General features: G+C 60.2%; 22 protein-coding genes and 1 other RNA gene. 5 read left to right on the forward strand and 18 right to left on the reverse strand.

Going from position 1 to position 25,756, the window contains the following annotated elements; genetic code table 11:
• Positions 1–2 precede the first annotated feature (2 nt).
• The 9 genes from EGT36_RS06285 to rimP all read right to left on the reverse strand — a co-directional run bounded on the left by EGT36_RS06285 (position 3) and on the right by rimP (position 11,287).
• Positions 3–1,019: a class I SAM-dependent methyltransferase gene (locus EGT36_RS06285; protein WP_037089572.1), complete on the reverse strand. Its 1,017-nt coding sequence runs from the start codon at positions 1,017–1,019 to the stop codon at positions 3–5.
• Positions 1,020–1,094: 75 nt separating this feature from the next.
• Positions 1,095–3,242: a polyribonucleotide nucleotidyltransferase gene (gene pnp, locus EGT36_RS06290; protein ID WP_004439047.1), complete on the reverse strand. Its 2,148-nt coding sequence runs from the start codon at positions 3,240–3,242 to the stop codon at positions 1,095–1,097.
• A 279-nt stretch (positions 3,243–3,521) separates the two neighbouring features.
• Entirely contained in the window at positions 3,522–3,791 is a 270-nt protein-coding gene (gene rpsO, locus EGT36_RS06295) for a 30S ribosomal protein S15 (RefSeq protein WP_004439050.1), read from the reverse strand.
• A gap of 181 nt (positions 3,792–3,972) precedes the next feature.
• Complete coding sequence (truB, locus tag EGT36_RS06300) at positions 3,973–4,920, reverse strand: tRNA pseudouridine(55) synthase TruB (RefSeq protein ID WP_004439053.1); 948 nt, start codon at positions 4,918–4,920, stop codon at positions 3,973–3,975.
• Between the two features lie 3 nt (positions 4,921–4,923).
• Positions 4,924–5,340 carry a 30S ribosome-binding factor RbfA gene (gene rbfA / locus EGT36_RS06305; RefSeq protein WP_004439055.1) on the reverse strand — a complete coding sequence of 139 codons (417 nt, stop codon included), beginning with the start codon at positions 5,338–5,340 and terminating at the stop codon, positions 4,924–4,926.
• A 134-nt stretch (positions 5,341–5,474) separates the two neighbouring features.
• Positions 5,475–8,210: a translation initiation factor IF-2 gene (gene infB, locus EGT36_RS06310; protein ID WP_004439058.1), complete on the reverse strand. Its 2,736-nt coding sequence runs from the start codon at positions 8,208–8,210 to the stop codon at positions 5,475–5,477.
• 102 nt (positions 8,211–8,312) lie between these two features.
• Positions 8,313–9,014, reverse strand: a complete 702-nt coding sequence (locus EGT36_RS06315) for an RNA-binding protein (RefSeq protein ID WP_035206477.1) — start codon at positions 9,012–9,014, stop codon at positions 8,313–8,315.
• On the reverse strand, positions 9,011–10,627 hold the full coding sequence (nusA, locus tag EGT36_RS06320; RefSeq protein ID WP_003524306.1) for a transcription termination factor NusA: 1,617 nt from the start codon (positions 10,625–10,627) through the stop codon (positions 9,011–9,013). The genes EGT36_RS06315 and nusA overlap by 4 nt, the downstream gene beginning before the upstream one ends.
• A 63-nt stretch (positions 10,628–10,690) precedes the next feature.
• On the reverse strand, positions 10,691–11,287 hold the full coding sequence (gene rimP / locus EGT36_RS06325) for a ribosome maturation factor RimP (protein ID WP_004439068.1): 597 nt from the start codon (positions 11,285–11,287) through the stop codon (positions 10,691–10,693).
• Between the two features lie 287 nt (positions 11,288–11,574).
• Here rimP and EGT36_RS06330 point away from each other — a divergent pair, with 287 nt between their 5' ends.
• Positions 11,575–13,203: an MFS transporter gene (locus EGT36_RS06330; protein ID WP_125270133.1), complete on the forward strand. Its 1,629-nt coding sequence runs from the start codon at positions 11,575–11,577 to the stop codon at positions 13,201–13,203.
• A 177-nt stretch (positions 13,204–13,380) separates the two neighbouring features.
• Here EGT36_RS06330 and EGT36_RS06335 read toward each other — a convergent pair whose 3' ends face one another.
• Positions 13,381–14,646, reverse strand: coding sequence for a lytic murein transglycosylase (locus EGT36_RS06335; protein WP_037089569.1), 1,266 nt, complete (start codon positions 14,644–14,646; stop codon positions 13,381–13,383).
• 39 nt (positions 14,647–14,685) lie between these two features.
• Entirely contained in the window at positions 14,686–15,291 is a 606-nt protein-coding gene (gene recR / locus EGT36_RS06340) for a recombination mediator RecR (protein WP_003507177.1), read from the reverse strand.
• 37 nt (positions 15,292–15,328) lie between these two features.
• Between recR and EGT36_RS06345 the strand changes: the two genes are divergently transcribed.
• Positions 15,329–15,964, forward strand: a complete 636-nt coding sequence (locus EGT36_RS06345) for an MOSC domain-containing protein (protein ID WP_004439081.1) — start codon at positions 15,329–15,331, stop codon at positions 15,962–15,964.
• A 65-nt stretch (positions 15,965–16,029) separates the two neighbouring features.
• Here the strand turns inward: EGT36_RS06345 and EGT36_RS06350 are convergent, their stop codons facing one another.
• The 3 genes from EGT36_RS06350 to ffs form a co-directional block, all read right to left on the reverse strand.
• Positions 16,030–16,353 carry a YbaB/EbfC family nucleoid-associated protein gene (locus EGT36_RS06350; protein ID WP_004439084.1) on the reverse strand — a complete coding sequence of 108 codons (324 nt, stop codon included), beginning with the start codon at positions 16,351–16,353 and terminating at the stop codon, positions 16,030–16,032.
• A gap of 24 nt (positions 16,354–16,377) precedes the next feature.
• Positions 16,378–18,252, reverse strand: coding sequence for a DNA polymerase III subunit gamma/tau (locus EGT36_RS06355; protein ID WP_037089568.1), 1,875 nt, complete (start codon positions 18,250–18,252; stop codon positions 16,378–16,380).
• Positions 18,253–18,331: 79 nt separating this feature from the next.
• An RNA gene (ffs, locus tag EGT36_RS06360) (signal recognition particle sRNA small type) lies at positions 18,332–18,428 on the reverse strand.
• A 65-nt stretch (positions 18,429–18,493) separates the two neighbouring features.
• Between ffs and EGT36_RS06365 the strand changes: the two genes are divergently transcribed.
• Together EGT36_RS06365 and nudC are read left to right on the forward strand one after the other, a co-directional pair.
• A complete protein-coding gene (locus EGT36_RS06365) occupies positions 18,494–18,922 on the forward strand; it encodes an HIT domain-containing protein (RefSeq protein ID WP_037089567.1) in 429 nt (142 codons plus the stop codon).
• Positions 18,922–19,884 (forward strand): NAD(+) diphosphatase, encoded by a 963-nt coding sequence (nudC, locus tag EGT36_RS06370; protein WP_081950445.1) that lies wholly within the window; start codon positions 18,922–18,924, stop codon positions 19,882–19,884. Before EGT36_RS06365 ends, nudC begins: the two co-directional genes overlap by 1 nt.
• Before the next feature lie 15 nt (positions 19,885–19,899).
• Here the strand turns inward: nudC and EGT36_RS06375 are convergent, their stop codons facing one another.
• Complete coding sequence (locus EGT36_RS06375) at positions 19,900–20,763, reverse strand: prephenate dehydratase (protein ID WP_004439096.1); 864 nt, start codon at positions 20,761–20,763, stop codon at positions 19,900–19,902.
• A gap of 11 nt (positions 20,764–20,774) precedes the next feature.
• Positions 20,775–21,530 carry a 3-deoxy-manno-octulosonate cytidylyltransferase gene (locus tag EGT36_RS06380; RefSeq protein ID WP_004439098.1) on the reverse strand — a complete coding sequence of 252 codons (756 nt, stop codon included), beginning with the start codon at positions 21,528–21,530 and terminating at the stop codon, positions 20,775–20,777.
• Between the two features lie 149 nt (positions 21,531–21,679).
• Between EGT36_RS06380 and EGT36_RS06385 the strand changes: the two genes are divergently transcribed.
• A complete protein-coding gene (locus EGT36_RS06385) occupies positions 21,680–22,255 on the forward strand; it encodes a c-type cytochrome (RefSeq protein WP_004439101.1) in 576 nt (191 codons plus the stop codon).
• Positions 22,256–22,333: 78 nt separating this feature from the next.
• On the opposite strand, the gene EGT36_RS06390 is transcribed toward EGT36_RS06385, so the two are convergent.
• Positions 22,334–23,062, reverse strand: a complete 729-nt coding sequence (locus EGT36_RS06390) for a sugar transferase (protein WP_022555350.1) — start codon at positions 23,060–23,062, stop codon at positions 22,334–22,336.
• 288 nt (positions 23,063–23,350) lie between these two features.
• Positions 23,351–25,660 (reverse strand): transglycosylase domain-containing protein, encoded by a 2,310-nt coding sequence (locus EGT36_RS06395; protein ID WP_037089566.1) that lies wholly within the window; start codon positions 25,658–25,660, stop codon positions 23,351–23,353.
• Positions 25,661–25,756 lie beyond the last annotated feature (96 nt).

Raw genomic sequence — 25,756 nt, forward strand, 5'->3', positions numbered from 1 at the left:
TCTTACTTCTGGGCGCTCAGAATCTTGAAGCGGGCATTTCGGCATACTTCCGTGCTGGTGCGGAATTCTGCTGCCAGCACCGGCTCATAGGGCAGGCCGCGATTGGCGACCATCAGCAACTTGCCACCGCTGCGCAGCGCCCCGGCCGCGGCCTTGATGAAGGCCTGACCCAGCGCCGGCTCCGCCGCCTGTCCACTTGAATGGAAAGGCGGGTTCATGATGATGAGGTCGTATTTCTCCTTCGGCGGCTCGTTCGCCAGATCCTGCCAGAAGAAGCGCGCCGTCAGGCGAGGGTTGTTTTCGAGAAGATTGGTCTTGGCGAATTCGAGCGCATTCCAATCCGCTTCGAACAGATCGATACGGGCCGTGCGCGGCGATTTTTCCGCCAGCATGATGCAGAGATAACCCCAGCCGGCGCCGAAATCGGCAGCATTGCCGTCGAAATCGGTCGGCAGGCGCGATGCGAGCAGTTCCGAACCATCATCCACGCGGTCATGCGAGAACATGCCGGGCAGGGCGGTGAAGCGGCCTTCCACCGTCACGGGCTTCTGAGCAAGTTTCGACACGACGGCAGAGATATCGTCCGGCCGTTTGAACCACAGGGCGACGCCGTGATATTTCGGCGTCGAGTCCGCCTCGATGCCGAGCTTTGTCAGCGTCTTACGCAGCGTCAGAATACCGTCTTCCTTCGATCCGGCTGCGACGATCAGGCCGCCGGCCTTCACCCGGGAAAGCGCTTCAGCGACACGGTTTTCATTTTCGCCGCGGTGTTTGCCGCAAAGCAGCAGCGCCGCATCGTAATCTTCGCCCGAAATATCCGGAGTGACCTTTGCACCCTGAGCCTCAAGAGCGCGATAGAGCGGCCGAAGATGCTGAACCGCGGCGATCTCCGCGTCGAAACCGTCGAGCCGCGGACCCGCCTCCGCTCCCAGAAAAAGAACGCGTTCGCCGTCTTTCGGCATGGCAAGCATGTCAGAGGCAAAGGGATGGAAAAGGGTTTTTACGGCGTCACGGCTCATGGGAGCATCCTCACGGTAGAATAGAAAAAAGGCGCGGGCAAAACCCGCGCCTCGACAGGATCTGGTGGCGCGGCCTTATTCGGCAGCGGCTTCACCGTCTTCCTTCTTCTTGTCGGCAACGATTTCCTTGCCGGTCTCCTGGTCGACAACCTTCATGGACAGGCGAACCTTGCCACGCTCGTCAAAGCCCATCAGCTTGACCCAGACCTTGTCGCCTTCCTTAACGACGTCGGAGGTCTTGGCAACACGCTCGGAAGCGAGCTGCGAGATGTGGACGAGGCCGTCACGGGCGCCGAAGAAGTTGACGAAAGCGCCGAAGTCGGCGGTCTTGACAACCGTGCCTTCATAGATGGCGCCGACTTCCGGTTCCGCAACGATGGAGTGGATCCACTTGCGGGCCGCTTCGATTTCCTTGCCGGAAGAAGAAGCGATTTTGACGGTGCCGTCGTCTTCGATGTTGATCTTCGCGCCGGTCTTTTCGACGATTTCGCGAATGACCTTGCCGCCGGAGCCGATGACTTCACGGATCTTGTCGACCGGGATGTTCATCACTTCGATGCGCGGCGCAAATTCGCCGAGCTGACCGCGGCTCTCGGTGATGGCGTTGGCCATTTCGCCGAGAATGTGCTTGCGGCCACCCTGTGCCTGCTCCAGAGCGATCTTCATGATCTCTTCGGTGATACCGGCGATCTTGATGTCCATCTGCAGCGAGGTGATGCCGTCAGCCGTGCCTGCGACCTTGAAGTCCATGTCGCCGAGGTGGTCTTCGTCACCGAGGATGTCGGAAAGAACCGCGAAACGGTCGCCTTCGAGGATGAGGCCCATGGCGATACCGGCAACCGGCTTGGCAAGCGGAACGCCTGCGTCCATCAGTGCAAGCGAGGTGCCGCAGACCGTTGCCATCGACGAGGAGCCGTTGGATTCGGTGATTTCGGAAACGACGCGCAGCGTGTAGGGGAACTGTTCGGCAGTCGGCAGCATCGGACGGATAGCGCGCCATGCGAGCTTGCCGTGGCCGATTTCACGACGGCCCGGAGAGCCCATGCGGCCTGTTTCACCGACCGAGTAGGGCGGGAAGTTGTAATGCAGCAGGAAGCGTTCCTTGTACATGCCGGTGAGGCTGTCGACATACTGCTCGTCTTCGCCGGTGCCGAGGGTCGCAACAACGATCGCCTGGGTTTCACCGCGGGTGAAGAGCGCCGAACCGTGCGTGCGCGGCAGAATGCCGACTTCGGAAACGATCGGGCGAACGGTCGACAGGTCGCGGCCGTCGATGCGGCTCTTGGTGTCGAGAACGTTCCAGCGAACAATCTTGGCCTGAAGGTGCTTGAAGACAGCGCCGATTTCTTCCGGCGTGTACTTGGCTTCGCCTTCTTCCGGCAGGAAGTGCGCCTTTACCTTAGCCTTGACGGCGTCGACGGCGGCGTAACGGGCGGCCTTTTCGGTGATCTTGTAAGCGTCGCGCAGTTCAGCTTCGGCGAGTGCCAGCATCTCGTTTTCGAGAGCGGAAAAATCTTCCGGTTCGAATTCGCGCGGCTCCTTGGCGGCAACTTCGGCGAGCTTGATGATCGCATCGATAACCGGCTGGAAACCGCGGTGACCGAACATGACCGCGCCGAGCATGACGTCTTCGTTGAGTTCCTTGGCTTCCGATTCCACCATCAGAACCGCGTCCTGCGTTCCAGCAACGACGAGGTCCAGAACCGACTCATCCATCTCGTCGAGATGCGGGTTCAAAACATATTCGCCGTTGATGTAGCCAACGCGCGCGCCGCCGACCGGGCCCATGAAGGGAACGCCGGAAAGCGTGAGCGCCGCGGATGTGGCGATCATGGAGAGGATGTCAGGATTGTTTTCCAGGTCGTGCTGGATAACGGTGACGACAACCTGGGTGTCGTTCTTGTAGCCTTCAGGGAAGAGCGGACGGATCGGGCGGTCGATCAGGCGCGAGACCAGCGTTTCGTTTTCGCTCGGACGGCCTTCACGCTTGAAGTAACCACCGGGGATCTTGCCGGCTGCGTAGGTCTTTTCCTGATAGTTGACGGTGAGCGGGAAGAAATCCTGACCCGGCTTCGGAGACTTAGCGGAAACCACAGTCGCGAGAACCATGGTCTCGCCGTAGGTTGCGATGACGGCGCCATCAGCCTGACGGGCAACCTTGCCGGTCTCGAGCTTCAGCGGGCGGCCTGCCCATTCGATTTCCACGGAGTGTTGATTGAACATATCTTGTCCTTGGTTGTGGCTGCCCGCTCGGTCATCGTGACCGGCCGTGGCAGCGCTGTGACTCAATCACGGGCAAGACAGCGGGAGGCTTGGACGGGCAAGCATCCGGCAATCCTGCCCCATGACAGGTCTGCGGTTGAAAAAGGCGGCACCGGCCCATCCGGTTCACCCTTATCGCCCGGGGGCCACATCTGCGGCAAACGCCCGGAAAATCATGCGGCCTGTAGGGCCGGAATTAAAAACCGGCGGGCATCATTGAGAAGCCCGCCGGAAACCTTATTAGCGGCGAATGCCGAGAGCACCGATCAGCTTGGTGTAACGGGCTTCGTCCTTCTTCTTCAGATAGTCGAGAAGCGAACGACGGCTCGAAACCAGGGTCAGAAGGCCACGACGCGAGTGGTTGTCCTTCTTGTGATCCTTGAAGTGACCGGTCAGGTTGTTGATCCGCTCGGTAAGAATTGCGACCTGAACTTCCGGCGAACCGGTGTCGCCTTCCTTCGTTGCATATTCCTTGATGAGCGCGGCTTTACGCTCTGCAGTAATCGACATCGGACGATCCTTTCAGTTTTAAGGAAAACGGGACGCCTAGAGCCGGGATGTCGTCCAGCTCTGGCCATGAAAAGCGAAGGCAAAGCCCAAGCTGGCGCTGCCTATAAACTATTCCGGGTGCAATGGAAAGAGGCGATTGACAGCGCTCCGCCACGCGTCAGCAAACGCGTGACGGTCCGACTCAGCCGAAAACCCTCTTCGGGCGAAACTCGCCTTCGCCGATTTCGCCAATGGCGACCAGCTTGCCATGTGCCGTAGCGTAGGCTTCCGGATGGCTGGCCGGCGCATCGCGCCCGCGCAGCAGGATAGGGTTGCCCATCTTCAGCCGGTGCGCCTGGTCGTCATTGATAATAAGGCGGGGAAGGGCGGAAAGCGCTTCGGCCGTGTCGATCAGATAGGCGTCCAGCGCTTCCAGCCGCTCGTCGCGGTCTTCAACGGCTTCAAGCGCGGTGAGCGTTTCGAGCGGCACCATCATGTCTTCGCCGAATGGAGCGACCATGGTGCGGCGCAGTTCCGAGATATGGCCGAAACAGCCGAGATCGCGGCCCATGTCACGCGCAAGCGCCCGCACATAGGTGCCTTTGCCACATTCCACTTCGAAATGGGCCGTATCGGCATCCGGGCAGGCCAGCAACGTCAAGCGATGGATTTCCACCTCGCGTGCGGGAATTTCCACGGTCTCGCCGTCACGTGCCAGATCATAAGCGCGTTCACCGGCGATCTTGATAGCGGAGAATTGCGGCGGGGTCTGCATGATCACGCCGGTATAATTGGGCAGAAGATCGCGGATCGCCTGCTCGTCCGGGCGCTGATCGGAAGATTCGACCACTTCGCCTTCCAGATCGTCTGTCGTGCGCTGCTCGCCCCAGGTCACTGTGAATTCGTAGATTTTCCGGCCGTCCATGACGTAAGGCACGGTCTTGGTGGCGTCACCAAGCGCGATCGGCAACATGCCGGAGGCCAGCGGATCAAGCGTGCCCGCATGGCCTGCCTTCTGGGCATTGAACAGCCACTTGATCTTGGAGACGGCCTCGGTAGAGCCGAAATCGAGCGGCTTGTCGAGGATCAGCCAACCGGAAATCGGACGGCCCTTGGGTTTGCGGTTCTGCTGTTTGCGTGGTTTGGACATGCTTCAGTTCTGTTCGTCGTCTTTTTCGTTTGAAGGTCCAAGATCGCGCTGCACTTCGGGCGAGCGAAGAAGCGCGTCGATCTTCTGATAATTGTCGAAACTCGTATCGTCGCGGAAACGTAGTTCCGGCATGTATTTCATCTGCCGGAGCTGCGGGCCGAGGCGGCCGCGCATGAACTTGGCATGGCGGTTGAGTGCCGTGATGATATCGGTGTGGTCGGCAACGCCGAGCGGCGTCACGTAAGCTGTCGCGATCTTGAGATCGGGAGACATGCGCACTTCCGAAATGGAAATGACGGTGCTTTCGATCAGATCGTCGCGGACTTCCCCGCGCTGGAGAATCTGGGTCAGGGCGGCGCGCACCTGTTCGCCGACGCGCAGCATGCGTTGGGAAGGGGCCGATGATGTAGCTTTTGCCATGGGTTATGCCTCAAACGGAGCGAGCGCCGGTAAGCCGGCGCCCGACAGTAAATTCCTGTTTTGCGGCGAGAACGCTCTTTGTTCTATCGCATTTCCGGACGGAAAACCGGGGGTCCACTTTTCCTGGAAATGCTTTAGAGCGTTCTCGTGATGTGTTCGACGCGGAAGCACTCGATGGTGTCGCCGGCGCGGATGTCTTCGTAGTTTTCGAAGGCCATACCGCATTCCTGACCAACAGGCACCTCGTTGACTTCGTCCTTGAAGCGCTTGAGGGTCTTGAGCTTGCCTTCGTGGATAACGACGTTGTCGCGTACCAGACGAACACCCGCACCACGTTCCACCTTGCCTTCGACGACACGGCAACCCGCGACCTTGCCGACCTTGGTGATGTTGAACACCTCGAGGATTTCGGCATTGCCGAGGAAGGTCTCGCGACGTTCCGGCGAAAGCAGACCCGACATCGCCGCCTTCACGTCATCCACCAGATCGTAGATGATGTTGTAGTAGCGGATCTCGATACCGGCGCGTTCGGAAGCCGTGCGTGCCTGTGCATTGGCGCGAACGTTGAAGCCGATGATTGCGGCGTTGGAGGCCTCGGCAAGCGAGATATCCGATTCCGTGATGGCACCAGCACCCGAATGAACGATACGAGCGCGGACTTCGTCGGTGCCGAGCTTGTCGAGCGAAGCGATAATGGCTTCGACCGAGCCCTGCACGTCTGCCTTGATGACCAGCGGGAATTCCTTCATTCCCGACGTTTGCAACTGGCTCATCATCTGTTCCAGCGAACCGCGCTGGCCGGTCTGACGTGCGACAGCCTTGTCGCGTGCCAGACGCTGGCGGTACTCGGAAATCTCGCGAGCACGGCTTTCATTTTCGACAACCGCGAAACGGTCACCCGCCGACGGCGTGCCGGAAAGGCCGAGAATCTCGACCGGCATGGCCGGACCGGCTTCCTTGACATGTTCGCCCTTGTCGTTGACGAGCGCGCGCACACGGCCCCACTGATCACCGGCAACGATGATCTGGCCGGGCTTCAGCGTGCCCTTCTGAACCAGAACCGTGGCAACGGCGCCGCGGCCGCGGTCGAGCTCGGCTTCGATGACCGTACCTTCCGCCGTGCGGTTCGGGTCCGCCTTGAGGTCAAGGATTTCGGCCTGCAGCAGGATCGCTTCAAGCAGCTTGTCGAGGTTGAGCTTGTTCTTGGCCGAAACTTCGACGTCAAGAACTTCACCGCCCATCGATTCCACGAAGACTTCGTGCTGCAAAAGCTGCTGGCGAACCTTTTCAGGGTTGGCCTCGTGCTTGTCGATCTTGTTGATCGCAACGACGATCGGAACACCCGCCGCCTTGGCGTGGTTGATGGACTCGATCGTCTGCGGCATCACGCTGTCGTCTGCGGCAACCACCAGAACGGCGATATCCGTCGCCTGCGCACCACGGGCACGCATGGCGGTGAAGGCGGCGTGGCCGGGGGTGTCGATGAAGGTGATCTTCTGACCGTTCTTCTCGACCTGGTAGGCGCCGATATGCTGGGTGATGCCACCGGCTTCGCCGGCAACAACGTTCGCCTGACGGATGGCGTCGAGAAGCGAGGTCTTGCCGTGGTCGACGTGACCCATGATCGTCACGACGGGCGGACGCGGCAGCATTTCGCCTTCGTCGTCCGCCTGGTTGAAGATGCCTTCTTCCACGTCGGATTCGGAAACGCGCTTGACGGTGTGGCCGAATTCGACCGCAATCAGTTCCGCCAGATCGGCGTCGATCACGTCGCCCGGCTTCATCATCTGGCCTTCCTTCATCAGGAACTTGATGACGTCGACGGCACGTTCCGACATGCGCTGCGACAGTTCCTGAATGGTGATGGTTTCCGGCAGGATCACTTCGCGCATTACCTTTTCGCGGGTCTCCTGCATCTGGCTGCGGCGGAACTTTTCCTGCCGGCGGCGCATGGATGCCATGGAGCGGCCACGTGGCGTACCGTCTTCATCCAGGTTGGACGAGGTAACGGTCAGCTTGCCACGGCGGCGTTCTTCTTCTGTCTTCAGGCGTGCAGCCGGCTTGGCCGGCGCCGGCGCTGCAACCTTGCCACGGACTGGCAGGTTACCACGGCGTGCACCGCGATCGTCCTCCTCGTCGCCGTCAGTGCGGCGACCGCGCGGAGCGGCGGTTTCGGTGGCCGGGCGGGCAGGGGCAGCGGCGGGCTGAGGACGAGCCTCGGCGCGGGGCGCCGGCTGAGCGGCAGAAACCGGCTTCTCAGCGGCCGGTTCGGATTTCGCTTCCGCGGCCGGCTGGCTTGCCGCGAGCTTTGCTGCTTCAGCCTCCTCGGCGGCGCGGCGGGCGGCCTCTTCCTTTTCCGCGGCAATGCGGCGTTCTTCTTCCACCTTGCGGCGAGCCTCTTCTTCGGCGCGCTGCTTGGCTTCAATGACGTCACGGGCCTGCGCTTCCATCAGTGCGCGGCGACGGGCTTCCATTTCACCGGCGGAAAGGTCATGCAGAACATTGCCGCGCGGACGTTCCGGCTGGCGCTGCTGGGGCGCAGACGAGCCGGGACGCTGCTGCTGCGAAGGGGAAGAACCCGGACGCTGCTGCTGGTTGCTGGGCTGGTGGATGCGTGGCTGCGGAGCCTGTGGACGCGGTGCTGCTGCGGCGGGAGCCGCTGGCTTCGGAGCGGGGGCCGCAGCCGAATGTACCTGCTTCTCGTCTTCGGGACGCATGGGGCGGCGCTTGCGTGTTTCCACGACAACCGCGTTGGTGCGACCTCGACCCATATCCTGCCGCACGGTGCCCTGATTCATCCCGCCCGGCTTCAGGGTAAGAGTCTTCTTGGCAGGCGCGTTGAGTGTCTTGTCGTCGTTGTTGTCGGTCATTCCGTTCCCGTTCCTTCGGACGAGAACCGGATGACGTTCATCAGGTCTCGTCGTTCAATTGCTGCATCGGAACGCGGCGACCGTTCATATCGGGCAACCGCGTCATTGTTCTGTCCGGGCAGCGTCGCGTTCCGCATGAGCCCGACCGCCATTGCGGTACTGCTCAAGCATCGTTGCGCGCTTCACTACACCCTCACCCGCCTGCCCTGCAAGCGCGCAGGCATGGATAAAAGCATTCTGGCCCATCAACTCGTCCATTTCGGCTTCGCTAAAGAGCCGGAAGGACGGAATTTCATTGCCGGCATCGCTGCCGAGCGCCCAGGCCTTGCGGGCCTGGTCCAGTTTTCTGACGCCATCGGCCGCAGCGTCGGTCGCGTGAAACACGGCGATTGCGTTCCCGGACCGGACGGCAGCATCGACCTTCGTCGCGCCGCTGATGAACTGGCCCGCCTTGCGCGCCATGTTCATCATGCCAGCCACATGCTGCGCCATCAGACGGTCGAGAAGAGCGAGAAGCTCAGGCCCGGCCTTGACGTCACGTTTCAGAGCCCGCGCGAAGAGCTTCTTCGCGATGGCTTTCTCGATCAGGGCGCGCTCGGGTGTCACCCAGCAGCCGCGTCCCGGCAATTGGCGTTTCAGGTCCGGAACGACGTTGCCGTCCGGGCCTGCGACGAAGCGGATCAGCTCATCTGGCGATCCGCTCTGCCGTGTCACAATGCACATACGTCCATTGACGTCGCCTTTGATCCGCCCGTCATCGTCAGTCTCGGGCAGCTCGTCCGGCTCATGCGCCTGCGATGTCATTCCTGCTCGGCGGTATCCGCCTCCTCGGCAGCTTCCGCATCGGCTTCCTGTTCGGAAGCGAGCTCTTCGGCGGTGATCCAGCCTGCCAGAAGGCGAGCCTGCACCACCATGTTCTCGGCCTCGACGCGCGAAACATCGAGCTTGGAGAAGATGCCTTCGAACTTCTTCGTCTCGCCGTCCTTGCGCTCGCTCCAGCCAACGAGATCGTCCGCTGCACAGCCGGCAAAGTCTTCGATGGTCTTGATGCCGTCTTCGCCGAGCGCAACCATCATCTGCGAGGTCAGGCCGTCGATCTGGCGCAATTCGTCGGAAACGCCGAGTTCCTTGCGCTTGGCGTCCATTTCGGCTTCCAGGCGTTCCAGATATTCGCGGGCGCGGGTCTGGATTTCATCGGCGGTGTCTTCGTCGAAGCCATCGATCGAGGAGATTTCGTCGAGATCGACATAAGCCAGTTCTTCAACCTGCGCGAAGCCCTCCGAAGCCAGAACCTGGCCGACCATTTCGTCGACGTCGAGCGCTTCCATGAACAGGGCCGTACGCTCGTTGAATTCCTTCTGGCGACGCTCGGATTCTTCCTGCTCGGTCATGATGTCGATGTCCCAGCCGGTCAGCTGCGATGCCAGACGCACGTTCTGACCGCGGCGGCCGATGGCGAGCGACAGCTGCTCGTCGGGAACGACCACTTCGATACGCTCGGATTCTTCATCCAGAACGACCTTGGCGACTTCCGCCGGCTGCAGGGCATTGACGATGAACGACGCCGGCTCCTGGCTCCATGGAATGATGTCGATCTTCTCACCCTGGAGTTCGCCGACGACGGCCTGAACGCGCGAACCGCGCATACCGACGCAGGCGCCGACCGGGTCGATCGAGCTATCGTTCGAGATGACGGCAATCTTGGCGCGTGAGCCAGGATCACGGGCAACCGACTTGATCTGGATGATGCCGTCGTAGATCTCAGGCACTTCCATGGTGAAGAGCTTCACCATGAACTGCGGATGGGTACGCGACAGGAAAATCTGCGGGCCACGCTGTTCGCGGCGAACGTCGTAGACGTAGGCGCGTACGCGATCGCCGTAGCGCATGTTTTCGCGCGGGATCATCTCGTCACGACGGATAATGCCTTCGCCACGGCCGAGATCGACGATGACGTTGCCGTATTCGACGCGCTTGACGGTGCCGTTGACGATTTCGCCGATACGGTCCTTGAACTCGTCATACTGGCGGTCACGCTCGGCCTCGCGCACCTTCTGCACGATGACCTGCTTGGCGGACTGGGCGGCGATACGGCCGAAATCCATTGGCGGCAGCGGATCTGCAATGAAGTCGCCGAGCTTGGCGTCCGGGTTGCGGTCGCGGGCAAGCTCCAGCGGGATCTGGGTCGAATAGTCCTCAGCCGCTTCGACAACTTCCAGAAGACGCTGCAGGCGGATTTCGCCGGTCTTGGAGTTGATATCAGCGCGGATATTGGTTTCCGAACCATAGCGCGAGCGGGCGGCTTTCTGGATAGCGTCGGCCATTGCGGCAAGCACGATTTCGCGGTCGATGACCTTTTCGCGCGCCACAGCATCGGCGATCTGCAGAAGCTCAAGCCGGTTAGCACTCACTGCCATTTTTTTATCTCCGTAAGTCGCATAATTGCGGGGATCGCCCGTTTTCCGGGCTTTACGTTGGAATTAGTCTTCGTCTGCTTCGTTTTCGTCGTTCTGGTTTGCGGCAGCGGCCTTGGCCGCCTTGTCTGCCCGCAGCGCATCACGAATAAGGTCGTCCGTCAGAATGAGCTTCGCATCGGAAAGCGCAGTGAACGGAATAACGACTGTCGGCTCTTCGCCATAAGCGATCTGGTCGCGTTCCAGCTTGAAACCGTCAGCATCAACCTCAACGATCTTGCCGCGAAACCGCTTGCGGTTCTCGACCAGAATGGAGGTTTCGACCTTCACCAGATGGCCCTGCCAACGGGTGAAATCCGATTTGCGAACCATCGGCCGGTCGATGCCGGGCGAGGAAACTTCAAGATGATACGCTTTATCGACCGGATCTTCCACATCAAGAACCGGTGAAATGGCCATGGAAATGGCTTCACAGTCCTCAACGGTCATCGTGCCGTCTTCCCGTTCCGCCATCACCTGCAGCGTCATGCCGTTCTGATTGGAAAGCCGCACGCGCACCAGAACATAGCCCATACCCGTCAGAACGGGTTCGATGATCTCGGCAATACGCTGGTCGATGCCGGTTTCGGTTATAAGTCGCGGTTCGTGTGCGGTGTCTGCCATCTGGCCTTCCGGTTTTGGATTGTCGCCGGGCTTTCAGCCCTCTGTTTCCGGTTCGCCTAACGAAAAAGAGCGGAGCCTTGCGGCCCCACTCTTCATCAAGCGATCAAGAATTTCAGTGGTCATATAGACCCATCGGTGCAGGATTGCAAGGTTTTCGCGGGTAGACTCGCTTCCGCTGCGCCCTCGGCCATATTTTCACCCTTCCCGTGCGGGAAAGGCTGGCATGATTTTCGGCACTGTCTATAGTTGCCGTTTGATAAATCGCAGTTGCATCAAGTGGACAGAGCGTGCCTGACCGTAAATCGCCACTCGCGCCTTTAAGGCATTTGACTTACAGACGAATCTGGATCGCGAGCCTTGCCTCGAATTTCGGCGGACTGATCCAGGCGGTGGGCGCCGCATGGATGATGACCTCGCTTTCAAGTTCGGAAAACATGATCGCGCTGGTGCAGGCCTCCACCTCATTGCCGATCATGCTGTTCTCGCTGATTTCAGGCGCGCTGGCCGATAGTTTCGACCGCCGCCGCATCATGATTTCGGCGCAGCTTCTGATGCTGACGGCCTCCGTGCTGCTGACGGTCTTTGCCTGGTCCGGCTGGCTCACGCCGTGGCTTCTGCTCTTCTTCACCTTCATGATCGGCTGCGGCACCGCGCTCAACAATCCGTCCTGGCAGGCCTCCGTCGGCGAAATGGTGCCGCGCGAGGATTTGCCCGCCGCCGTCACGCTGAACAGTGTCGGCTTCAATATTACCCGCAGTGTCGGCCCGGCCATCGGCGGTATCATCGTCGCCGCCGCCGGTGCGGCCGCCGCATTTTTCGTGAATGCGCTGAGCTATTTCACGCTGATCTACGCCCTGTTTCGCTGGCAGCCGCCCAAATATGCCTCGACCTTGCCGCGGGAGCAGCTTCTGGCCGCCATTTCGGCCGGCATGCGTTATGTGGCGATGTCGCCCAATATCGGCAAGGTGCTGGTGCGCGGCTTCCTTTTCGGCCTTTCAGCCAGCGCCATCCTCGCCTTGATGCCCATCGTCGCCCGCGACCTGGTGGAGGGCGGCCCGCTGACCTATGGCGTCATGCTGGGTGCCTTCGGCGTCGGCGCGATTGGCGGTGCGCTGATCAGCGCGAGATTGCGCGAGGTGCTGTCCAGCGAATGGATCGTGCGCGTCGCATTTCTAGGCTTCGCCTTCAGCGCCGGCGTAACGGCGGTGAGCACGAGCGCGATCATCACGTCACTGGTGCTGACCGTTGCCGGCGCCTGCTGGGTGCTGGCACTGTCGCTCTTCAATACCATTGTCCAGCTCTCCACCCCGCGATGGGTGGTTGGCAGGGCGCTCTCGCTTTACCAGACGCTCACCTTCGGCGGCATTGCGGTCGGCAGCTGGCTGTGGGGTGAGCTGGCGGAAGATTACGGCATTTCCTATTCGCTGCTCTGTTCCTGCGCACTGATGCTGCTCGGTGTCGTCGTCGGCCTCAAGCTCGCGATGCCAGCCTTCGCCTCGCTCAATCTTGATCCGCTCAACCGTTTCGTGGAGCCGCCGCTGAGACTGGACATCAAGCCGCGCAGCGGGCCCATCGCCATTCTCATCGATTATGAAATCCATGACGAGGATCTCGGCGAATTCCTGCCGCTGATGGCCGAGCGCCGCCGCATTCGCATTCGTGACGGCGCGCGCAACTGGAACCTGATGCGGGATCTCGAAAACCCCGACATCTGGACGGAAAGCTACCACGTGCCGACCTGGGTGGAATATGTCCGCCATAATCACCGCCGCACCCAGGCAGATGCAGAGGTCTGGGACCGGCTGCTGGAGCTTCACCGCGGCAAGACGCGGCCACGGGTGCACCGGATGATCGAACGTCAGACCATCCCGCCAACCGACGATATCTTTCACAAGCCTCATACCGATCAGCATTGAGAGGTGGGGCCGAAACGTGCAGGTGAAGGCATTGATACCTCCCTGCCATAGCTCTCGACGTCATTCTCGGGCTTGTCCCGAGGGTCCAAAGACGTATGTTAAATCAACTGGTTGCAGATGCTCGGAACAAGCCCGAGCATGATGACATAGAGGTTTTCCGACGTCGCCGGTAACGTGCTATTTTAGCCTTGCCTTCAAGCTTGCATCTGGAAAACACGTCGGTGAAAGCCCATTTTTCGATTGCCAGTCCCCGAGTGAGCGGCGCGTCTTGAAACCGGCGAGGCCATCTGCCTTGCCGACATCGTAGCCCTTGGCGACCAACGCCTTCTGCATTGCCAGAACATCCGAGCGCAGCATCGATCCGACATTGCCCCATTCCCCCTGGAACGGCCCCGCGCCGTGGGCGATGCGGTCGGCGAGATTGCCGATGAAAAGCGCATAGAGATCGGAATTATTATATTCCTTGATGACGTAAAAATTCGGCGTCACCACAAATTCCGGCCCGTGTCGCCCAGCCGGGACCAGCATCATGCCATCGGCAGAGAGGTCATTGGCCGGGAAGGCTTTTCCGGAAATGCGTGTGATGCCCATTTTCGCCCAGTCCGCCACAGGTCGTGCGAGATCAGGCCCTTCCTGCGCGCAGGAAACATTGGCGGGGATCGAGACTTCGAAACCCCAGTCGCGATTGCGTTGCCAGCCGCGCTGAGAAAGATAGTTAGCTATGGATGCCAACGCGTCCGGCACGGAGTTCCAGATGTCACGGTGGCCGTCGCCATCAAAGTCCACGGCATACTTCAGATAGCTCGACGGCATGAACTGCGGCTGGCCGAGCGCACCGGCCCAGGAGCCCATCATGCGAGAGGCCGCGATATCGCCACTCTCGACGATCTTCAGCGCATCGATCAACTCGGCGCGAAACATCTCCTTGCGGGTAGACATATAGGCTTTTGTGGCCAGCACATCGACGACGGAATGCGGCAGCTTGGCTCGGCCGAAACCGGATTCGCGGCCCCAGATCGCAACGACGATATCACCCGGCACACCGTATTTCGCCTCTATCCGGCGCAGCGTCGCCGCGTGGGTGGAAGCAAGCGAACGCCCGGTGGCGGCAAGACCCTGCAGCCGCTTTTCCAAGAAATAGGCGCCGGGCGAGGAAAATTCCGCCTGGCTCTGGCTCTGCTCCTTTGGCGGCTTCTGGCCGGGAATGACGAGATCGGGCAGGTTCCAGCTGATGGAGAGACCGCTGAGCGTGGCCTCAAGCGTCCTTTGTGAAATGCCGGCCTTGCGGGCTTCCGGCCAGATTTCCTTTTTCAGCCAGGCATTAAATTCGGCATCATATCGGGCTGCCGCTGCTCCTGTCGGTGCCGATTGCGCCAACGCCGTCGTTGCTGAAAAAAAGGAAAGAAGGGCAGCCAGTGCCTTCGGGGCAAAACGGTTTCGCATTCGGTCTCCTCTTTGAATGACGGGGAGGGAGGGGGGACTTCAGATTGTCGTTCGCGCCCGAAGCGCGGCCGTCAAAGTGCCCTCGTCGAGATAATCGAGTTCACCGCCCACCGGCACGCCATGCGCAAGCCGGGTGATCTTGATGTCGAGACCGGAGAGGCGGTCGGTGATGTAATGGGCGGTTGCCTGCCCTTCCACCGTCGCATTGACGGCGATGATGAGCTCGCGAATGCCGCCGGCGCTCACACGGTCGATCAGGCCCTTGATGTTCAGGTCCTCGGGCCCGACCCCGTCGAGCGGCGACAGCGTGCCCCCCAGCACGTGATAGGCGGTGTTCATCGCACCCGTCCGCTCCAGCGCCCAGAGATCAGACACATCTTCCACCACGATGATGACCGACTGGTCGCGCCGGTCGTCGGCGCAGACGGTGCAGGGGTCTATCGTATCGACGTTGCCGCAGCAGGAGCAGATCTTCACCTTGTCATAGGCCTCGCCCATGGCATGGCCCAGCGGCCCGAGAAGCTGTTCCTTCTTCTTGATGAGATGCAGTGCTGCCCGCCGCGCCGAGCGGGGCCCAAGCCCCGGCACTTTTGCCAGGAGCTGGATCAGTTTTTCGATTTCGGGGCCGGTGACTCGTTTTGCCATGAGCGCTTTCTACTGCATAAATCGGGAAACGGGAATCATGAAGCGCAAAGGGTTGTCCATGAAAATCAGGGCGGTGTGCCGGGGCGAGGCGAAAAGGCTGCCGGGAAAGACCTCGAAGACGGGCATCTTCAAACACGCCGTGCAGGGTCCCGTCATGGTCGATGCGGAAGGCATCGTCAGTGACGCCGTCTGCAATCGCAAACATCACGGCGGGCCGGATCAGGCGATTTACGTCATGGGCTCCGCCGATCTCGACTTCTGGTCCCGCTCTCTGGGCTTTGCGGTCGAACCCGGGTTTTTTGGTGAGAACCTCGTTCTTGATGGTGTCGACAGCGCAAAACTCCACGTTGGCGACAGGTTCTCGGCAAATGACGTTGAGCTGGAAGTGACCGCCGCCCGCATTCCCTGCGCCACACTGTCGGTTCGCATCGGCGATCCCGATTTCGCACTGCGTTTCCGTCGGGCGGGCCAACCGGGGTTCTACTGCCGGGTGCTGAAAGGCGGCATGTTGGCTGCCGGGGAGGATATCGTGTTCAAACCCTATCGAGGATTGAAGCTGCCAATACCGACCATTCTGCAGCGCTTTCGCCCCATGCAGCTCAACGCAGCCGAACGCCGGGCCTTTCTGGAAACGCCGCTGGCGAGCCGGTTTCGCGCGATGCTGGAAGCTTGAAGCCGGCCATGGGACAAGGAGGGCGCCCGCTCCATGCGCTTCGCCCTCTCGTCAAATGGGTTATATCAGAACGGCAGTTTCATGCCGGGCGGCAGCGGCAGGCCGGCGGTCAGCCCAGCCATCTTTTCCTGCGCCTGCGCTTCGCCTTTCTGCTTGGCGTCCTTATGCGCTGCGACGATCAGGTCCTCAAGGATTTCCACCTCGTCTTCCTTCAACAGCGAGGGATCGATTTTCAGGCCGCGCATTTCGCCCTTGCCGTTCAGAATGACGGTCACCAGACCGCCGCCAGCACGCCCCTCGATTTCGAGCGCAGCGATTTCTTCCTGCACCTTCTCCATCTTGGCCTGCATTTCCTTGACCTTGCCCATCATGCCCATGATGTCACGCATGTGCCAATCTCCTGTTCTTTTTGTTTAAAACTCGATGTCGTCGCCAGGAAGGATGTCGCCTTCGCTCGATTCGGCAACCGATGGCGGCGCGATCTCTTCAGCCTCATCCTGTGCGGCGGCGCGGATGCGCACGTCGGTAATTTTTGCGCCGGGAAACTGCGCCAGGATGGCAGCCACATCAGGGTCCTGGCGTGCATCAACGAGACGCGCGTCCCGTGCGTTGCCCTCAGCCTCGACAAGGGTCGGTTCCCCCTGCTCCTTGCTGAGGCTGATGATCCAGTGGATGCCGGTCCATTCCTTGAGCTTGACGCCAAGTTCGCCGGGCAGGGAGCCGGGGGCACCTTCCCCGAGGCGCATATCGAGCCGGCCGGGCTCCAGCCGTACCAGCCGTACGAAGTTGCGCACTTTCGCCCGCATGACGGGATCGCGGTTCTTCTGACACAGATCGGCAATATCCTGCACGGAATTGACGGGAACTTTCGGCTCCGGCCGCTCCTCCGTTTTCGGTGCTGCGACCTGCATCTCCTGCGGGCGGCTATCTGGAATGGCGCGCAGTATGGCGGAGGTCTGTGGCGCTGCCTGGCGCTGGGTGGGAAGATCGACAGGTCGTCCCGCGGCCACGGTCTGTGCTGACGAATAGGCGCGCGCACCGCCGCCATTGCCACCGCCGGAAGGTCCGCCATTGGCGTAACCCCCGTCACCGTTCGAAAGCTCCAGCAAGCGCCGGGCAGCATCTTCGGGTGCGGGAAGATTGGCAGCGTGCGCCAGCCGGATGAGAACCATTTCGGCAGCGCCGGCCGGGCGCGAGGCGTTTTCCGTTTCCGGTATGCCCTTCAGCAACATCTGCCAGATGCGCGAAAGCGCGGTGACCGCAATCGTGTCGGCAAATTCTGCACCGCGCACGCGTTCTATTTCAGAAAGCGAGGGATCTTCCGCTGCATCCGGCACATATTTCATGCGGGTCACGAGATGGGTGAAATCGGCGAGATCGTTAAGGACCACAACCGGGTTCGCGCCCGCCTCATATTGACCGTTGAATTCCGACAGAACGGCCGCGACATCGCCTTTGACGACATGCTGGAAGAGATCGACGATGCGGGCCCGGTCGGCAAGACCGAGCATGCCGCGTACCGCTTCAGCTTCCACCCGGCCACCACCATGGGCGATTGCCTGATCGAGCAGCGACAGGCCGTCACGGGCAGACCCTTCCGCCGCGCGGGCGATCATCGAAAGCGCCTGCGGTTCGGCTTCGAAACCTTCCTTGCCGGCGATGGCGGTAAAAAGGCCGACGAGATCGGCGGCGCTGATGCGGCGCAGGTCGAAACGCTGGCATCGTGACAGAACCGTGATGGGAACCTTGCGGATTTCCGTTGTGGCGAAGATGAACTTCACATGCTCCGGCGGCTCTTCCAGCGTCTTGAGCAGGCCGTTGAAAGCCTGCGTCGACAGCATGTGCACTTCGTCGATGATATAGACCTTATAACGCGCCGAGACAGGGCGATAACGCACCTGCTCGATGATTTCGCGAATATCGTCGATGCCGGTATGGGAGGCGGCGTCCATCTCGATCACGTCGACATGGCGACCTTCCATGATCGCCTGACAATGTTCACCGGGAATGCGCAGATCGATGGTCGGCTTGTCGATGGTGTCGGTTTTGTAATTCAGCGCTCGGGCGAGAATGCGGGCCGTGGTCGTTTTGCCCACGCCGCGAACGCCGGTCAGCATATAGGCCTGCGCGATACGCCCGGTCTCGAACGCGTTTGTCAGCGTGCGGACCATCGGCTCCTGGCCGACCATCAGATCGGAAAAATCCTTGGGGCGATATTTGCGCGCCAGCACCCGGTAGCCGGTCCCGACCTGGGATTCGCTTGATGTGGTGGGTACGGTGTCGCTCATTGCCTCGCCAGTTTGTTTTGCCAGTTGTCTTGGGGCGCTGAACTGGCCCGGCGAAAGCTGAGCACGTCTTTTAAAAAAGGTGGGAGGCTGGCACGGCGACCCGTGCCGGGCTCGTTAGGGCTGCTTCCTTCCGGACCTGACCCGGTTGGCGAGTGGCTCGTCCACCACCAACCTCCCGGGGCCACATATCGGCAATATCGACAGCAAATGCAAGCCAAGCCTTCAAAAAACTGCTATCACAATGAAAACAAACATGGAGGACACCTTGGAGACATTCCGGCTGGACGAAAGACTGGCGCGCGATAGCGTGCTCGTGACGCGTTTGGGGCTATGTGAACTGCGTTTGCAAAATGACAGCCGCTGGCCATGGCTGGTGCTGGTGCCGCAGCGAGACGGCGTCAGCGAGCTGTTCGATCTTACTCCGCTTGATCAGGCCGTGCTGACATTCGAGACCAATCTTGTCGCGTCCGCCTTGAAAGAAATTACCGCGGCCACCAAGATCAATGTGGGCGCTCTGGGCAACATCGTCCGGCAACTGCATGTCCATATTATCGCCCGCAATGAAGGCGACACCTGCTGGCCCGGCCCCATCTGGGGTCACGGGACGCCCGTGCCTTATGCCGCGGGCGAAAAGGAAACTTTGATGAAAAAAATCTCCGGCGCACTCTGATGATTTCCATGAAAATTTTTGAAACCACTGCCCCCCATCCCGAAGCAAGTCTGCTGACGGCATTTTCCAAAAACGCCCTCGACCGTTTCGCGGAAAAGCGGACGGAGGAATGCGTTGCCGATGCCCTGAAAATAGACGGCACCCATATTTTTGCCTTTTCGGGCAGCCGGCTTGTCCTGAAGCATGACGAACAGGTCATCGACCCCCTGTTTTCCGCCTATGAGCTGGCCGAGTTGCAGCCGGATTTCGACAATGCCGTCCTGCTTGGATATCGGGAGACCGGCGAACCGCGAATCGCCGTTCCGGTTGCCGTGGCCGAAGACCAACTGGCGAGCCACTACAAGCTCGCCGACGCCCGCACGCTGTATCGCGATCACCTGCTGGAAGAGGAATTGCTGAGCGAGGTCGCCCAAGCCGTCAGCCTCACACATTGGAACGCCGACAACCGCTTTTGCGGGAAATGCGGTGGGGCCATGGAGCTGCGAATCGGCGGCTACAAGCGCATCTGCGCCGCCTGCAGCCACACTATTTTTCCACGCACCGATCCTGTCGTCATCATGATGACGATCGATATCGAGCGCGATCTGTGCCTGCTTGGCCGCGGAGCGCATTTTGCGCCGGGCATGTATTCGTGCCTCGCCGGTTTTGTGGAACCGGGTGAGACCATCGAACAGGCTGTTCGCCGTGAAACGCACGAGGAATCCGGTGTCGAAATCGGCCGCGTCCGTTATCACGCCTCCCAGCCTTGGCCGATGCCGCATACGCTGATGATCGGCTGTTATGCCGAGGCGTTGTCTTTTGAGATCGCACGCGATGAGGTCGAGCTTGAGGATTGCCGCTGGTTCACGCGGGAAGAGGTGGCAAAGATGCTGGAGGCCCCGGCGGGCGAAGGTCTTTCTGCGCCGCCTATGGGAGCCATCGCGCATCGCCTGATGCGCGACTGGGTGGAATGGCCAAGGTAGGAGATCGCGGCAGGCTCAGCTCTGGTTGAGCTTGCCGCGCATCGCATGGCCCTTGTAGACGCCGAGAATGCGGACTTTTTCAGAGAAGAAGCGCAGCTCGTCCAGGGCATGCCGCACGGGTTCGTCATCGGGATGGCCTTCAATGTCGGCATAAAATTGCGTCGCCACGAATTTGCCGCCGAGCTGGTAGCTTTCGAGCTTCGTCATATTGATGCCGTTCGTCGCAAAGCCACCCATGGCCTTGTAGAGTGCCGCGGGAATGTTGCGGACGTTGAAAACGAAAGTCGTGACGACGATTTCTTCGCTCGACTGGCGCTTGGCCCAGTTTTCATCGCGGGAAAGCACTACGAAGCGCGTGACGTTGTTTTCCGAATCCTCGACATTCTCGGCGAGAATATCGAGACCGTAAAGGCTGGCGGCAAGACGCGGCGCAAGCGCCGCCATGCTGCGGTCGCCCGTTTCGGAAACGAGCCTTGCCGACCCTGCCGTATCGCCGGCGATGACGGGTTTCCAGCCGTTGGAACGAATGATCTTGCGGCACTGGCCAAGTGCGTGGATGTGGCTGTGGACGGTGCGGATTTCGTCCTTTTTCACGCCCGGCATCACCATCAGCTGAAAGCGGATCGGCATGAAATATTCGCCGATGATATGCAGGCGCGATTCCGGCAGCAGGTGATGAATATCCGCCACGCGGCCGGCCAGAGTGTTTTCGATCGGGATCATGCCGAGATCGGCTTCGCCGTTTTCAATGGCGTTGAACGCATCCTCGAATGTCGGACACGGCAATGGTTCCATGTTCGGAAACATGTCGCGGCAGGCCATGTCGGAGTTCGCGCCGAATTCGCCCTGAAAGGCAATGCGATTGGTGATCAAGCTCATGGGACTGTCCGTTAAAGGGTTCTGCTTGCAAGAATTTTGCGGGCTTTTTCGAGATCGTGCGGCGTATCGACACCGAGCGGTACGGAGCGGACGATCTCGGCATCAATGCGCATGCCCGCTTCGAGAGCACGCAGCTGCTCCAGCCGCTCGCGCTTTTCCAGCGGTGAGGGCGGTAGACTCACGAATGTCTCGAGCGCAGCACGGCGATACGTGTAAAGCCCGATATGATGATAAAGCGGCCCCTCGCCGTAAGGCGCGGTGGTGCGGGTGAAATAAAGCGCGCGCAGACGGGTTTCGGAAAGTGGGCTGCCCACAACTTTCACTACGTTCGGATTGGTTTTTTCTTCCTCGTCGGTGATTTCGACCGTCAGTGTCGCAATGTCGACGGCGGCGTTCTCCAGCGGGCGCAACGAGGCGCGTATAGTTTCCGCCTCGATGGTTGGAAGGTCGCCCTGAACATTGATGACATATTCCGCCTTGCCATAGGGGTCTGCCTTCTGCAGCGCTTCGAAAATGCGATCCGAACCGGATTGATGGTCGTCACGCGTCATCATCACGTCGAAACCGGCATTTTGAACCGCCGAAAATACCTGCTCGTCATCGACCGCGACGACGATTCGCTCCGCGCCGGCCTCACGTGCCCGCTGCGCAACCTGCACGATCATCGGCTTGCCACCAATGTCGGCAAGCGGCTTGCCGGGCAGGCGCGTGGAGGCCATCCGCGCCGGTATGAGGACGACAGCTTTCTCGAAATCCCGATTATTCATCCGACACCCTTCAAATCCCGCCCGAAAAGTGTCAAAACGTCACGGTGTGGGGAGCATTATTCAAGTTGCGCAGGCTGTGCAAAAGCCATAGCTTTCGAGCAATTTCAAGATGCCCGTTATATCGAGCGGATGCGAGGGAGCGCGTTTAGATGAATTCTTATGTTAATATGGGCGTTGGGGCGTTTCTGGGTACAGTATTCGTCCTGATGTCGGTGTCGATTGCGTCCGAGGGCATTTTCCATGCGCCCGCGCCCGAAAAGGAAGGTTACGCCATCGTCGCGGAAGAAAGCAGCGGCGGAACGGGCGGCGGAGAAGCGGCGGCTGCGGCCACCCCGATCGCACAGTTGCTCGCCAGCGCGGACGCCGCCAAGGGCGAAGCGGTCTTCAAGAAATGTACGAGCTGTCATACCGGAGAGAGTGGTGGTGCAAACAAGGTCGGCCCCAATCTCTTCGATGTCGTCAACCGGCCGATCGCCAGCCACGAAGGTTTCAGCTACTCCGCAGCGATGAAGGATTTCTCCAAGGGTGGAGCCGAGCACTGGGATTACGATCATCTCAACTATTTTCTCGAAGCCCCGAAAAAGCACGTTCCAGGCACGGCCATGGGCTTTGCGGGTGTGAAGAAAGAAACGGAAAGAGCAGATCTTATTGCCTATCTCCGCACGCTGTCTGCGAACCCGGCGCCGCTGCCGGATCCGGCTGCAGCTCCCGCGCCGACAAATTGAAGGTGACGACAGTTCATGCGAAAAGCCCGGCAGAGATGCCGGGCTTTTCTTTTCGCAATCTTGCTTGCCTCTTGAAGATCAGAAGCCCTTGCCGCCCCGCAACTCGGAAATCACCGTTCCGACCATGATCCTGACATCCAGCCAGACCGAAAAGTTTTCGACATAATAAAGATCGGATACGATGCGTGCCCTTGCCTTGTCGCTGCGATCCGTCGGCCCGCGCAGGCCCCGCATCTGGGCAAGTCCCGTGATGCCTGGCCGCATCCGGTGCCGCAGGTGATAGTGCGGAACCAGCTCCTCGTAGAGACGGCCGGCCGCCAGCATGCCGATGGCATGGCAGCGCGGTCCGACCAGCGACATGTCACCCTTGAGCACATTGATGAGCTGTGGCAGCTCATCAATATTCGTGCGCCGGAGAATGGCGCCGATGCGGGTTATTCTCGGGTCATTCTTCACTGTTTGCGCCACGCCGGTGGCGTCGCACATGTCTGTTCTCATTGAGCGAAATTTATAGACGCGAATCTTCCGCCCATTCATGCCCCAGCGGACCTGCGAGAACAGGACCGGCCCGCGGCTGTCGAGTTTGACGAGCGCTGCCACCGTCAGAAGGACGGGAGCCAGTGCGACGAGGGCGATGGACGCCCCCGCAATGTCCATCGTTCTTTTGAGCGCGAACTGGCCGCGTTGTAGTGGAGATACCCGTTTCTCAAAAATGGAGGGCTGCGTTTCCGGTGTCTCGAAAGTGATGGCCGAGGAATAGGGATCGCCGAAAAAAACGGCATGGGATGAGCCTTTAGTACCCAACATAGTATAGGATCCTGAAAAACTTATTTTGATAGAAGAAATTTAATTTAGATGAACGATTAATAATTCATTTACCCTAAAAAGTCATCCGAAATGTAGCCGTGTCTGGGCAAATATCAATCTAAAGTTAACGTATGCACGCAGGTGTTGCGCTTCAGGCGCCGATTCGCCGCCGTGGACGGGGTGGCGGCCGGTTCGGCCACCGAAAAGCGTGAAACGAAAGGGGTGAAGGACGTGGACCTCGGTCGCTTCGTCCTTCGTTGCCGAGCTTGGCGACGATTTAAAAACCTGTCAGCGACCCATCAGAATGTCGAGCAGGGTGGTTTGTTTCGGTCCCGACGCGTCAGGCGCTTCACCGCCAATATCGGCCGGCGGCACAGGGCCGTTGCCGGCGGAATAACGGGGTTCGATATCCCGCGAAGGAATATTAGCCGGCGGCGTCAGCCCTCCCGACTGCCCATCTGGCTGATTCGGTGTGGGTGATGCCGGCGCCGCGGGATAGGCGCGATTATCAGTCGTTCCGCCGCCCAGCGCGTTGGAAATGATGTCGCCAATGGAGGAGGGCGCATTCTCCGGCGCCGGTTGCTGCATATCCATGAGCGGCGGCACGCCGCCTGCACCAAGACCGAAGAGGGGCGAAGGCGAAAGACCGGAATGAGCCGCGGTCATGAACTCTTTCCACGCCCTTGCAGGAAGGCCGCCGCCCGTGACCTTTTTCATGGAGGTGCCGTCGTCGTTTCCAAACCAGACGCCGGTCGTCAGATTGCTCGTATAGCCAACAAAGAGCGCGTCGCGGAAAGACTGCGTGGTGCCGGATTTCCCCGCTGCCTGCCAGCCCTGCAGGCGCGCGGCCTTGCCGGTACCTTCGGTGATGACGCGCGACAGCATGCCGTTCATCGTGGCGGCAATTTCTTCGCTCAGCACCCGTGGCGGATTGTCATATTTGTTTTCATAAAGCACCTTGCCATCGGCATCGGTGATACGCTTCACGATGTGCGGCGTGGCTTTATATCCGCCATTCATGAAGGGAGCATAAGAAGCTGTCAGTTCCATCAGCGACACTTCCGAAGTGCCGAGCGCGATGGAGGCATTGTTCTGCAGCTCCGATTCGATGCCCATGCGATGCGCCACCTGTGTCACCCGCTCGGGACCGACCTCCATCACCAGCTGGGCGGCGATGGTGTTCAGGGAGTTGGCCAGCGCTGTGGCCAGTGTCACTTCGCCGCGAAATTTCTTCTCATAATTTTCCGGGGTCCAGTTGCCGATACGAACAGGCCCATCATTACGAATGGTATAGGGCGTGAGCCCGGATTCGAGAGCGGCGACGTAGACGAAGGGCTTGAATGCCGAGCCGGGTTGCCGTTTTGCCTTGGCGGCGCGGTTAAACTGGCTTTCGGCATAATCCGCACCGCCCACCACGGCCCTGATCGCGCCCGTACCATCGATGGAAACCAGTGCCGCCTGGGATGCGCCCTGTTTTTTGCCGTCGCCCTGCAGCACGTGGGTCAGCGCCTTTTCGGCATCGCGCTCGAGATCGGGATCGATTGTCGTATCGACGACGATATCCTGCTTGACCTCGCCAACCAGGCCGCGCACCTCTTCCAGCACCATGTCGGCGGCGTAATGTTCGGCACCGGACCAGAAGCGTTTCGCTTTGGTCGGCGGCTGCGACATGGCGGTCTTGATCTCATCATCGGTAATGAAACCGACGTCGCGCATGGATTGCAGCACGACCTGCGCCCGTTCTTCCGCTGCCTGTGGGTCCCGTGCCGGCGAAAGGCGCGAGGGCGCTTTGAGAAGCCCGGCAAGCATTGCCGCTTCGCCCAGATTGACGTCGCGGGCGGATTTGTTGAAGTAGCGCCGCGAGGCCGCCTCGACGCCATAGGCGTTGGATCCGAAATAGACGCGATTGAGGTACATCGCCAGGATCTGATCCTTGGTGAACTTGTGCTCCAGCCAGAATGACAGCAGCACTTCCTGAACCTTGCGTTCCAGGGTCCTGTCCGGCGAAAGGAAAAGGTTTTTCGCCAGCTGTTGCGTCAGTGTCGAGCCGCCCTGCACGGTTCGCCCCGTCAGCACATTCGTGACGATGGCACGTCCGAGACCAAGCGGATCGACCCCGAAATGGGAATAAAACCGCCGGTCCTCAATCGCCATCACAGCCTGTGGAATATAGGGCGACATGTCTTCCAGCGCGAGCGCCTCGCCGCCGGTCGTGCCGCGGTTTGCAAGCACGCTGCCATTCACGGAAACGATCTTCACATTCGGCGGACGTTCTGGAATGGACCAGCTGCTGGCACTCGGCATGCGCGCGCCATAATAAAGCACAAGTCCGGCAATCCCGATACCGCCCCAAATGCCCAGCACGATGCACCAATAGACGAGGGACCGGATGAAACCCGTCGCCCCCCGACCTGTGCCGCGGGCGCGCTTTTCGTTTTTCGTCTTGGGTCGGCGTGAAGCCTGTTTCGGTTTCTTCGGCAACTGTTTTGCAGTGCCGCTGATGCGCTCGCTGGCGTCAAGACGCAGATCGTCACCGGACTCGTGGAAATCCCCGAAGGAGGGTTCTACCCGTTCGCGTGATCTACCCTTGCCTGCCATCCAGCCGAAATCGCTCCTTTTGCGGGACCGCCTGTGCCCTGTCGGCCTCAGGCGTCTATGCCTGCGCGATCCTTAATCCAGGATGAAGAGTTTAAA

The organism is Agrobacterium sp. FDAARGOS_525, assembly GCF_003938925.1.
GTDB lineage: Bacteria > Pseudomonadota > Alphaproteobacteria > Rhizobiales > Rhizobiaceae > Agrobacterium > Agrobacterium pusense.